We start from the raw sequence: 12,023 nt of genomic DNA, 5'->3' as shown, positions 1-12,023 counted from the left end.
CCCTATTGTAAAAATGGAGTCAGAGCGCACACGCATGCTTGAGCTCGATCAGGGTCACGCCGTTGCGCTTGAAGCCGTGGCGCAGATCGGTTTGCAGTTCGGCCAGGCTTTGCGGCTCGGTCACCGTGCAACCGAACGCGCGGCCAAGGGCGGCAAAGTCCGGGTTGCGCGGCAGCACGCCTATCGGCTCGATATCCAGCCCGATCATGTCGTCGCGAATCTGCCCCAGCGCGTCGTTGTTCCAGAGCAACACCACCAGCGGGCTGTCCAGTTCTTCGACGGCGGTGGCCAGTTCTTGCGCGGTGTAGAGAAAACCGCCGTCGCCGACCAGCACCAGACCGGGCCGCTGCGGCGCACCGAACTTGGCGCCGATGCCCGCCGGCAAGCCATACCCCAACGTGCCGTAACCGGTCGGATGCAACCAGCTGCGTGGCGCCAGGCTGTTGAAGGCGTAGTTGCCGGTGTAGGCCAGTTGGGTCATGTCGGTGCTGATGAAGGCATCGTCCGGCAGCTCGGCGGCGATACGTTCGAGAATCGCCTGGTGGATCGACTGCAACGGACCGTGGCTGTTTTGCACTGCTTCACGCAGTGCTGCAACGGACTCGATCGCCGCAGTGGCATCGCGTTTGGCGGGCGACAGACGTTCCAGCAACGCGGCGAGGGTGTGTTGCGCGTCGCCTTGCAGCGCCACCGCGCACGGGTAGAAATCGTTGAACTTGCGCGGGTCGATGTCGACGCGCAGCAGTTCGGCGTTCAGCGGCAGACGCTCGCGCCAGAAATCGGTGTCGGCCATTTCGGTGCCGACCGCCAGCACCACGTCGGCCTCGGCGATGAGTTGCCAGCCCGGTTCTACGCACAGGGTCGAGCCGGCGTTGAGCGGTGCATCCGGCGGCAACAGGCCTTTACCGGCGACGCTGGTGAACAGCGGCGCGGCGAGTCGGGTGCTGAGTTCCTGCACTTGCTGCTGCGCATTCAATGCGCCACCGCCGGCGATGATCATCGGCCGTTTGGCGCCTTGCAGCTTGGCCACCGCCTGATCCAGTGCAGTTGCCGCCGGCACGCCACGGCTTGGGCGACGCACCACTTCATTGCTCCAGTCGCGGCTGACTTTTGCCGACAACACGTCGAGCGGCACCGAGATGTGCACCGGACGTGGACGTTCACTGTCAAACACCGCGTAGGCACGAGCGATCAACTCGGGCAGGTCCTCGGCGCTGAGCGCCACTGCTGAGAACGCGGTGATCGGCGCGGTGATTGCGCGCTGGTCCTGGGTTTCGTGCAGGCAGCCCCAGCCTTTGCCGAGGCTGGCGGTGTGGTTGACGCTGGAAATCACCAGCATCGGAATCGAGTCGGCATACGCCTGACCGATGCCGGTCGCGGCATTGGTCACGCCCGGCCCGGTGATGATGAAGCACACACCCGGTTTGCCGCTGACCCGTGCATAGCCGTCGGCCATGAAACTGGCGCCTTGCTCGTGGCGCGTCAGCACATGGCGAATGCCGCTGCCGGGCAGGCCGCGATACAACTCCAGCGTGTGTACGCCGGGGATACCGAACACGGTGTCGACGCCGTAGTTGGCCAGCAGGCGCACCAGGGCCTGGCCGCCGGTCAATGTTGTGCTTTGCATATTTACGTCCTCACTCGTGGCCGAGGCGAATCAACGCATCGACCGCAGTCGTGCCATCGGCACCGACCAACAATGGGTTCACATCGAGTTCCAGCAACTGCCCGGCGTTCTCGCAGGCGTAATCGGCCACCGCACGAATCGCCGCCACCAGAGCGTCCAGATCCGCCGCTTCGCGCCCGCGAAAACCTTGCAGCAACGGGGCACTGCGCAGGCTCAACAACGCTTGGCGAATGGCGCCGTCGGTGGTCGGCAGCAACAGGCTGCGACTGTCCTTGAGCAACTCCACCAGAATCCCGCCAGCGCCAATGACCAGTGCCAGACCGAAGTCGTTTTCGCGTTTGATCCCGACGATCAATTCGGCCAGCGGCGGCTTGGCCATGGGTTCCAGCAGCACCTGATCGAACGGCACGTGCGGCGCGTAAGCGGCGATGCTCGCGCGCATTTTTTCCAGTGCAGCGCTCAGGGCGGCGGCGTCCTTGAGGTTCAACGCCACGGCGCCGGCTTCGGTTTTATGCGGCAGTTGGGCACTGACCGCTTTCAATACCAGCGGGTATCCCAGCGCGTTGGCGTCGCTCAACGCCTCGTCCGGGGTGCTCAATACGCCGTTGGGCGTTTGCAGGCCAAAGGCGCGCAACGCTTTTTTCGAATCCCACTCATTGAGCAAGCGACCTTCGCCTTCCAGCGCCTGCGGACAGTGCGGCACCAGCGCCGATTCACCGAGCGCCAGCAACGCCTGACGGTTGCGCTGATAGCCCGCAATTCGGCCCCACGCCGCCAACCCGTCTTCCACGCCTTGCAACGCTGCCACGCCTTGGGCATGCAGACGTTCGCGAGCGTGGACCGGCAGCAATTCCGGGAACGCCGAGGTGACAAAACCGGTCTTGCCGTGGCGGACCAATGCTGCGCAATACAGCTCCAGCAGCAGGTCGCATTCCTTGCGCTCGCCGGTGAATTCCGACGGGTAATCGAGCACCAGCATCGCCGCATCGGCGTCGGTGCGCAGGGCGCTGTCGAGCATGCGGTTCAAGGCTTCGCCGTCGCCCCAGATCGCCGTGGTGAAATCCAGCGGATTGACCAGGTTGGCGTAGCTCGGCAGCACTTGCGCCAGTTCTCCGATCTGGCCTTCATCGAGTTTCGGCAAGCTCAGCTCGTTGCGCTCGGCGTAGTCGGCAATCAGCCCGGCGTCGCCCCCCGAACAGGCCAGCGCGATCAGGCTGTTGCCCGCCGGCAGCTTGCCGCACGCCGCCGCTTTCAGGGTTTCGACAAAACTCACCGGGCCGCTGACGCGGATCACGCCGAGGCGCGCGAACAGACTGTCGTAGAGCGCATCGGAGCCGGACAGCGAGCTAGTGTGACTGAGTGCCAGTTCGGCACCGATCTGCGACACACCGGTTTTCAGGGCAATGATCGGAATGCCCTTCTCCAGTGCCTTGTGTGCGGCGCGGGCGAAACCCGGGACGTTTTTCAGGCCTTCGAGGTGCAAGCCGATGGCAGTGACGCGCGGTTCGTCGAGCAACACGTCCATCAATTCGGCGACGCCCATTTGCGCCTGATTGCCGACCGAGGCCATGTAGGCCACCGGCAGCGAGCGGTCGCTCATGGACACGTTGTAGGCAAAGTTGCCGCTCTGGGTCAGCACGGCCACGCCCTTCTCCACCGGTTTACCGCCATGGGCCACCGGCCACAGCGCGGAGCTGTGCAGGTAGTTGAGCAAGCCGTAGCAGTTGGGGCCGAGCAAGGCCATGTTGCCGGCGGCTTTGAGCAATTGTTGCTGCAAGGCCTGGCCCTCGGCGCCGGTTTCGGCAAACCCGGAGGCGTAGCAGATCACACCGCCCGCCTCCTTGGCGGCCAGTTCGGCGACGCAGGTCAGGGTCAGTTCGCGGTTGGTCGCGATAAACACCGCGTCCGGGCCGCACGGCAGTTCGGCGATGCTGCGCACACACGGCACGCCTTCAAGGGTGTCGTGCTGCGGATTGACCAGCCACATTTCACCAAGGTAGCCGCCTTCAGCGCAGCGCTTGAGCGCTCGGGCCATGCTGCGGCCACCGACAAACGCCACGTGGCGCGGTGCGAGCATGCGTTTGAGATTGTCACGAATCGTCTGCGACATTGGAGTTCTCCGGCCTGATCAGCGCAGCAGCGGCCGCAGCAATTCGCGGGAAATGATGTGACGCTGGATCTCCGACGTGCCTTCCCAGACACGCTCGATCCGCGCGTTGCGCCAGATGCGTTCCACCGGGCATTCATCCATCAGGCCCATGCCGCCAAAAATCTGCACCGCTTCGTCGGCGACCTTGCCGAGCACTTCGCTGGCGAACAGCTTGGCCATGCCGGCCTCGCCATCGGTCATCGTGCCCTGGTCCAATTTCCAGGCAGTGTGCAAGGTCAGCAGTTCGGCGGCGCGGATCTGCGTGACCATGTCGGCGAGCTTGAACGAGATGCCCTGGTAGGTGCCGATCGGCTGGCCGAACTGCTTGCGATCCGCCGCCCATTGCAGCGACACGTCGAGCGCACGTTGCGCCTGACCGACGCAGTTGGCGGCGACCATCACCCGCCCGGCAGTGAGCCAGGCGTTGGCCACGTCCCAGCCCTTGCCGACTTCGCCCAGCACTTTATTGGCGGGGACGCGGCAGTCGTCGAAGAACATTTCAAAGGTGTGGTAACCGCGGTTGCTCACGCACTTGGGACCACGGCGGATGGTCATGCCAGGTGTGTCGCGGTCGACCAGGAACGAGGTCACGGCGTTGCGCTGTTTGCCGTTGTGCTCGTAGGTGTCGGTGACGGCGAAAACGATGGCGAAATCGGCGTGCCCGGCGTGGCTGATGAAGTGCTTGCTGCCATTGAGGATGAAGTCATCGCCATCGCGCACGGCGCGGGTCTTGATCGCGTTGGCGTCGGAACCGGCGCCCGGTTCGGTCAGGGCGAAGCAGTCGATCTTCTCGCCCTGGATGCACGGCAGCAGGTAGTCGTTGATCTGATCACCGGTGCAGGCCATGAGGATTTTCGACGGCCGCGCGACGAACACATGCAGCGCCCACGAGACCTTGGACAGTTCACGTTCGATCAGCGCCTGGGACAGGTAATCGAGGCCGCCACCGCCGACGTCTTCCGGCATGTTGAAGGCATAGAAACCCGCCGCGATCGCCTTGCCGCGAATCTGTGCCGCCAGCTCGGGGGAGACTTCGTCGGCGCGGTCGACCGCTTCCTCATGAGGCAGCAGTTCCTTGGCGACAAAGCTGCGTACCGCGTCCACCAACATTTCTTGTTCTTGGGTCAGTTGGAAATTCATGGCGCTACCTGTTGTTCATGTGCTGAGTAGGTGTACGGGCAAGCCGGCGGGCCTATTGGCCGCTGAAGCGTGCCGGGCGTTTTTCGATGGCAGCGCGCAAGGCTTCGGCGCCGTCTTTGCTGCGACCGCAGAGCAGGCCGGCGGCGAGCTCGGCTTGCAGTTGCTCCGGCAGGCTGCGATTGGCGCCTTCGCGCATGAGCTTTTTGGTCTGGGCGAAAGCGAACGTCGGACCGTTGGCCAGGCGCGCGGCCAGTTCAGTGGTCACGTCAAGCAACTGTTCATCGGCGCAGACTTCGCCGACGAGGCCAGCCGTCAAGGCACGATCGGCGCCCCACAGCTCGTCGAGGAACAACAGGCGCTTGGCTTGCTCGGTGCCGATCAGGCGCGGCAGATGCCAACTGGCACCGGCGTCCGGCGAGTAGGCCATGCTGGTATAGCCGGCCTTGAAACGTGCCGATTGCGCGGCGATGCGCAGGTCGCAGCACAGCGTCAGGTCCATCCCGGCGCCGACGGCGGTGCCGTTGATGGCGGCGATGGTCGGTTTTTCGAGGCTGTACAAACGGCTCATCAGTGCGTGAGCGGTTTCGGTCCAGCCGTAGCTTTCTAGGGCGCCACGGGCTTCGGCTTCGGCCCACTCGGCAAGATCCGCGCCGGAGCAGAAACTGCGACCGCTGCCGGTCAGCACCACGACCCGAACGGCAGGATCGGCGTTGAACTCATCGAGCAAGGCGTGCAAGTTTTTCAGGGTCGGAATGTCCAGCGCGTTTCGCTGAGAAGGGCGATCAAGCGTGATCCAGGCCACGCCGGCTTTTACCTGGCAGAGCAGAGAAATGTGAGTAGTCATGCGAATCCTCGAATTATTGTGTTTGGCATGAGGTGATGCGACTTGAGGCCATACTAAACGAGTGTTCAGTAAGGCGGCAATCTGTGATTGATTGGGCTGTAACAGCCTCAAAATCTATCTAAGTTATTGGTTTTAAAAGATTTGTTTTTTCAGCGGGGTTTGGCGAGGGTGGCTTTGTTACAACTTTGAACAACTGGGGACAGGATGGGATGGGATTGGGGACATATCCGTTTCCGCCCTACCGGCCGACTTGGCTCAGGCACACACATTCCCCTGTAGGAGCTGTCGAGTGCAACGAGGCTGCGATTTTTTGATCTTGTTGTGGCTTTTTATCTGCGCAGGCCGAACGCACGCAGCGTAGGGCGGACAAAAGCAACGGCAGGATCAAAAGATCGCAGCCTCGTTGCACTCGACAGCTCCTACAAAGAATGCGGAGTGAGGGGGAAACAAGCCAGCTTCTCACCACTCAACAGGCCGAGCGTTAGCTCGCCTGCCGCTTTTGATCTTGACGCACCACCCCTCGAGGTACCGAATGACAGGGGCAGCGAGGCGGCCTGGCTCACGCACACGCGCTCCCCTGTAGGAGCTGTCGAGTGAAACGAGGCTGCGATCTTTTGATCTTGTTGTGGCTTTTTATCTGCTCAGGCCGAACGCATGCATGGCGCAGGGCGGGCAAAAGCAACGGCAAGATCAAAAGATCGCAGCCTCGTTGCACTCGACAGCTCCTACAAAGAATGCGGAGTGAGGGGACACACCTGCTCCTCACCACTCAACAGGCCGAGCGTTAGCTCGCCAGCAGCTTTTGATCTCGACGCACCGCCCCCTCGAGGCACACGCGCTCCCCTGTAGGAGCTGTCGAGTGAAACGAGGCTGCGATCTTTTGATCTTGTTGTGGCTCTTGATCTGCGAAGGCCGAACGCACGCATTGCTCAGGGCGGACAAAAGCAACGGCAGGATCAAAAGATCGTAGCCTCGTTGCACTCGACAGCTCCTACAAAGAATGCGGAGTGAGGGGACACGCCTGCTTCTTACCACACAACAGGCCGAGCGTTAGCTCGCCTGCAGCTTTTGATCTTGATGCACCGCCCCCTCGAGGCACACGCGCTCCCCTGTAGGAGCTGTCGAGTGAAACGAGGCTGCGATCTTTTGATCTTGTTGTGGCTCTTGATCTGCGAAGGCCGAACGCACGCATTGCTCAGGGCGGACAAAAGCAACGGCAAGATCAAAAGATCGCAGCCTCGTTGCACTCGACAGCTCCTACAAAGAATGCGGAGTGAGGGGACACGCCTGCTATTCACCACTCAACAGGCCGAGCGTTAGCTCGCCTGCAGCTTTTGATCTTGATGCACCGTCCCCTCGAGAGGCCGAGTGGAGGTTCTGCGCAGTGGGCAACCCGGCATGGATGCCGGGTTAGCCGCCCCCGGCCAGGGATGGCCGATGGCGGCGGGCCCACGGAGCAGGACCGGAGCGAGGGCATGCCGAGCCTGGGCGAGGCACCGAACGACAGGGGCAGAAGCGCTTTGGTTACTTTCGCGCTTTTCGAAAGTGACCCGCCGTAAGGGCGGAACCAATAGCCGCCTTTACCGAAGAAACGGATATGTACACCCTCACACCCTCACACCCTCACACCGCCGGCAAGCTCCGCGCCAACGCTCCCTGACGCTTGCGTTGAGTCAAGAAATACGCGGCGTAGCACACCGCAATAAACCCAAAGCCCCAATACAGCGAAGGCCGTTGCGTCTCATCCAGCGCCAAAAACACAAACAACGAACAGCACAAAACAATGCACGTCAGCGGCACCAACGGAAACCACGGCGCGCGGTACTTCAGATCGCTGAGCTTGCCGCCATCACGCAGGTACGCCTTACGGAATTTGTACTGCGCCAGCGCAATCACAATCCAGGTCACCGTGCCCGACATCCCACTCACCGCCATCAGCACCATGAACAACGTGTCCGCCGCGACAAAACTGGTCATCAACGACACCAACGCAAAGCACAAAGTGATGCTCAACGCCCGCAACGGCACGCCGCGCTTGCTCAACGGCGACAGACTTTTCGGCGCCATGCCGGTCTTCGACATCGCCCACAGAATCCGCGTCGAGGCATACAGACCGGAGTTACCCACCGACAGAATCGCCGTGAGAATCACAAAATTCATCAGGTCAGCCGCATAAGGAATGCCGACCATGTCGAACACCTGCACAAACGGACTCTCCATCAACCCGGCCTGCTGCCACGGCACAATCGCCGACAGCACCACAATCGCCAGCACGTAAAAAATCAACACGCGAAACACCACGTTGCGAACCGCACGCGGGATGCTTTTTTCCGGCTGATCGGTTTCGCCGGCGGCCACACCCATGATCTCGCAGCCCTGGAAGGCGTAGACCACGGTCATCATCACCGCGAACACCGCCGACAAGCCGTTGGGGAACAGTGAGTCGCCAATCAGATTGGTCATCATCGGTGCCGGTGCGCCGCTGGTCAGCGGGATCGCGCCGAAAATCACCAAAACGCCAACCACAATGAACCCGAGAATCGCCGCGACCTTGATCCCGGAAAACCAGTATTCCGCTTCACCAAATGCGCGCGTCGCCAGCGCATTCAGGCCGAACAGCACCACCACGAACAGCGCCGACCAGTACCAGATCGGAATGGTCGGGAACCAGCGCTCCATCAGCATGCCTGCCGCCGTGAACTCAAGGCCCACAGTCGTCGCCCAACTCATCCAGTACACCCAGCCGATCATGAACCCGGTGGCCGGCCCGATGAACTTGGTCGCATGGGTTTGAAAAGAGCCGGAGACCGGCATTTGCACGGACAGTTCGCCCAGGCACACCATCACCAGGTACATCAGGAAACCGGCGACCAGGTAGGCCAGAATCGCCCCCACCGGTCCGCCCTGATTGATCGTCAAACCAGAGCCCATAAACAGCCCGGTGCCAATCACGCCGCCCAGCGACAACATGAAAATATGCCGGCTCTTAAGGGCGCGAGTCAGGTGGATGCCATTACGTTCGGTAGTGTCATTCATGGTCCGCGCCTCAGTACTTGATGAGGAGCGCGCCACGGCGCAAGGAGGGATGTGCTTTACGGCGGTTCATTATTATTATCTCCAATAAGCTTCGAAGACCGCGCTGTGGCGGTTGTCTCGATTATTGGAAGACCATGTAAGCTCACGTTGACCGTAGAGATCGAAGTTGTAAAAAGTCGTAACGAACTTGTAGGTCAGGTGTGCAACAGATCGGCCAAGGTCTTCTGAGAATGCTGCAATTGCGCATGAACCTGCGGCGCCAATGCCCGCAACCTTGACTCGTCATTGACCAGCGCGGCTTCTTCCAGTGCGCGCAGCACAGTGGCCAATGCCCGAAAGCCCAATGAGTCGCTGCTGCCAGCCAGGCGATGCGCCAGATGAGCGACTTCAGTGCAATCGTCGGCCTCGATCGCTTCCGTGAGCGCTTCGCGATGCTGACGGATGGAATCGCGCAACACCGCCAGCAACCCCTGCAGTTTCTGTTCACCGAGCAAGGTGCGATGAGTGTCCAGCAGCGGCCAGTCCATCGTTTCGTCATCAGGCTGCGGCGCCGGTGTGGGTGAGTTCCCGGCCAGTGCCTGACGCAGATTGTCGAGCTTCAGCGGTTTGGCAAGAATGCCGTCCATCCCGGCATCCAGATAACCGCGTACCAGCGCCGGTTGCACGCTGGCGGTCAGGGCGAAGATTCGGCAGTGGCGGTTCGGGCCTTCGGTGCGGCGGATCAGTGTGCACAACTCGACACCGCTGATGCCAGGCAGGTGCACATCGAGCAAGATCAGATCGAAGGCCTGCCCGGCACATTGCATCAGCGCCTGCTCGCCGTCTTCAGCGAGCCAGACCTGATGCCCGTCCCGTTGCAGCAAGCCGCTGACCACTTCCCGGTTCAACGCCACGTCCTCGACCACCAGAATATTCAGCGCCCTGCCGGGTTCGCTGCTGGACGCCACATCGGGGGTGCCGGTGGATGCCTGCAACGTCACTTCGAACCAGAAACAACTGCCCTGCCCGACGTCGCTTTCAACGCCCATCTGCCCGCCCAACTGCTCCACCAGATGTTTGCAAATGGCCAAACCAAGACCGGTGCCACCGAAGCGCTGCGCCACTTCCTCGCTGGCCTGAGTGAAGCGCTCGAAAATCTTCTCCTGCACCGCCGGAGCAATGCCGATGCCGTTGTCGGTCACACTCACGCGCAGCCGTTGCCCGGTCTGTTGCGGGATGGGAGCCAGCAGCACGACCTCGACTTTGACCTCCCCGCCCTCGGTGAACTTGATCGCGTTGGCCAGCAGGTTGCTCAATACCTGACGCAAGAATTGTTCGGCGCCGTGGTGCCGATCAGCGACCTGCGGATCCATCCGGCAGTGCAGCGTCGTGTCGTTGCTCAACGCACGCGGTTCCAGCAACGTCAGCACCTCGTCCAGCAACTGTCGAAGCGAAAAGTCCACAGGTTCCGGGTGGCTGACCCCTTCCTCCAATCGAGCGAAATACAGCACTTCATTGAGAATCGACAGCAACCCTTCGCCCGCCTTGTACAACGCATCCAGACGCTTGCCGTCGCGCTCATCCAGACTCGCGCCGCGCAGCAATTGCGCCATGCCGAGGATGCCGTTCAGCGGTGTGCGCAACTCATGGCTCATGGTCGCGAGAAAACGCGATTTGGCGAGATTGGCCGCCTCGGCTTCGTCCTTCGCGCGCATCAGGCTGGCGGTGCGGCGCTCGACCATTCGCAGCAGTTCATCGCGGTTATCTTGCAGGGCCAGCCGATCGGATTCCCGGCGGTCAATGTCACTGAGGATCGCCCGGCGCATGTCGTCCAGCGCGTAGGCGACGGTGTCGATCTCATCCGGGTGGGCGCTGCGGCGCTTGTCCAGATGCATCGGCTCGTACCAGTCACCGGCGGCGATGCGTCGTGCGAACTCGGCCATGACTTTCAGGTGTCGGGTCACCAGGCGGTAAAACAACCACGACAGGGCAACCGCCAACCCGCACAGAAACACGCTCATCCACAGCAAACTGGTCAAGCCGGTGGCATACAAACGCTGACGCACAGCACCCAGATCGGTGCTGACTTCCAGTTGCCCGAGATGCCGTCGCGCCCCGGACGGTGGTTGATAGTCCAATTGAAAACGCTCGATGCGCAGCGGCCCGGCCGGGTCCGGATTGCCTTGCAGCAAATCGAAATCCGGGCTGGTCAGACGCACCCGCGCCACGTCGGAAAAATCCACCAATCCGCGCAGCTGCACATTCAGTTGCTCCTGATTCAAGTCCCAGAGACTGCGTTCCAGGCTGGCCAGATACCCGGCGCGAATCAGCTCCATGCGCGAATCGATCTCGCGCATCTCGCGGCGGTATTCGAAGTACAACTGCACGGTGCTGGCGAGGACGGTGAAACACAGGCTGAACAACAGAATGAACAGCAGCAGACGCCGCAGCAGTCCACCGGGACGGGCGCGGATCATTGGGTATCGACCGGCAGTTTGATCATGTCGCGGTAGGTGACCTGGCTCTCGTGAAGCAAACGGTCGACCTCACCCGAGTCGACCATGCGCTTCAACTGCGCATCGATTTCCGGCATGCGGCCGGCCAGCGCTGAACGGCGCGACACGGCCACCCGCAGGTAATCCACACCAAAGGAATTGGGTAACGCGACAATGTCTTGCGCCCCCGGCAGGGTCTCGACACGCATCTGCCCGGTGCGCCGCTCCGAGACGATGAAATCGATGCGACCGCGAATCAGTTTTCCGAAGTTTTGACTGCTGTCAGAGACCATTTCGATGTTCTGATGCTCGGCGACGAAGCGGTCGAACACCACGCCGTAACTTTCACCGAATAACAATCCGCCACGGTAATTGGCCAGGTCCTCCAGACGCTCGATTGTCACCGGGTGACGACGATTGATGAACACCGCGACTTCTTCGCGCAACACCGGCACCGTCGAAAAGACCATGCTCTGCTCGCGCTCCGCAGTGCTGTACATCAACACCACATCAACCCGGCCTTCGGCGGCGTCCCGCACGCAGCGGTTCCAGTTGTCCAGCTCGACGATTTCGACTTCATAGCCCAGCTGTCCAAAAAGTGCTTTCACCACGCCGGGCGCAACGCCGCGCACCTGTTTGCCGTCGGTCCAGGAGATCGGGGGGTAGACCGGATAGTCGCAATAGCGGATTTTTTCCGCCGCCATCGCGCTGCCGGCGAGCAACGCCAACAGCAAGCAGAACAGGCGCGGCATC

General features: G+C 61.6%; 7 protein-coding genes. All 7 read right to left on the bottom strand.

The window, feature by feature from the left end; genetic code table 11:
• Positions 1-19: 19 nt before the first annotated feature.
• Positions 20-1,627, bottom strand: a complete 1,608-nt coding sequence (locus ACA049_RS07215) for a 5-guanidino-2-oxopentanoate decarboxylase (protein WP_497334237.1) — start codon at positions 1,625-1,627, stop codon at positions 20-22.
• 10 nt (positions 1,628-1,637) lie between these two features.
• Entirely contained in the window at positions 1,638-3,737 is a 2,100-nt protein-coding gene (locus ACA049_RS07210; protein WP_497334235.1) for an acetate--CoA ligase family protein, read from the bottom strand.
• Positions 3,738-3,755: 18 nt separating this feature from the next.
• On the bottom strand, positions 3,756-4,916 hold the full coding sequence (locus ACA049_RS07205) for an acyl-CoA dehydrogenase family protein (protein WP_497334233.1): 1,161 nt from the start codon (positions 4,914-4,916) through the stop codon (positions 3,756-3,758).
• Between the two features lie 52 nt (positions 4,917-4,968).
• Complete coding sequence (locus ACA049_RS07200) at positions 4,969-5,760, bottom strand: enoyl-CoA hydratase/isomerase family protein (RefSeq protein ID WP_497334231.1); 792 nt, start codon at positions 5,758-5,760, stop codon at positions 4,969-4,971.
• Between the two features lie 1,623 nt (positions 5,761-7,383).
• On the bottom strand, positions 7,384-8,796 hold the full coding sequence (locus ACA049_RS07195) for an amino acid permease (RefSeq protein WP_497334229.1): 1,413 nt from the start codon (positions 8,794-8,796) through the stop codon (positions 7,384-7,386).
• Between the two features lie 194 nt (positions 8,797-8,990).
• Complete coding sequence (locus tag ACA049_RS07190) at positions 8,991-11,252, bottom strand: ATP-binding protein (protein WP_497334227.1); 2,262 nt, start codon at positions 11,250-11,252, stop codon at positions 8,991-8,993.
• Entirely contained in the window at positions 11,249-12,022 is a 774-nt protein-coding gene (locus tag ACA049_RS07185; protein WP_497334225.1) for a substrate-binding periplasmic protein, read from the bottom strand. Before ACA049_RS07185 ends, ACA049_RS07190 begins: the two co-directional genes overlap by 4 nt.
• Between the last annotated feature and the right edge of the window lies 1 nt (position 12,023).

This window comes from Pseudomonas sp. LBUM1662 (assembly GCF_059695915.1).
The sequence above is the reverse complement of the archived record's forward strand: the minus strand, read 5'-3'. Positions and strand labels throughout refer to the sequence as shown.

Excerpts from the sequence above, each read along its gene's own strand:
- ACA049_RS07215 (WP_497334237.1), bottom strand. The coding sequence starts at position 1,627 with ATGCAAAGCACAACATTGACCGGCGGCCAGGCCCTGGTGCGCCTGCTG.
- ACA049_RS07210 (WP_497334235.1), bottom strand. The coding sequence starts at position 3,737 with ATGTCGCAGACGATTCGTGACAATCTCAAACGCATGCTCGCACCGCGC.
- ACA049_RS07205 (WP_497334233.1), bottom strand. The coding sequence starts at position 4,916 with ATGAATTTCCAACTGACCCAAGAACAAGAAATGTTGGTGGACGCGGTA.
- ACA049_RS07200 (WP_497334231.1), bottom strand. The coding sequence starts at position 5,760 with ATGACTACTCACATTTCTCTGCTCTGCCAGGTAAAAGCCGGCGTGGCC.
- ACA049_RS07195 (WP_497334229.1), bottom strand. The coding sequence starts at position 8,796 with ATGAATGACACTACCGAACGTAATGGCATCCACCTGACTCGCGCCCTT.
- ACA049_RS07190 (WP_497334227.1), bottom strand. The coding sequence starts at position 11,252 with ATGATCCGCGCCCGTCCCGGTGGACTGCTGCGGCGTCTGCTGCTGTTC.
- ACA049_RS07185 (WP_497334225.1), bottom strand. The coding sequence starts at position 12,022 with ATGCCGCGCCTGTTCTGCTTGCTGTTGGCGTTGCTCGCCGGCAGCGCG.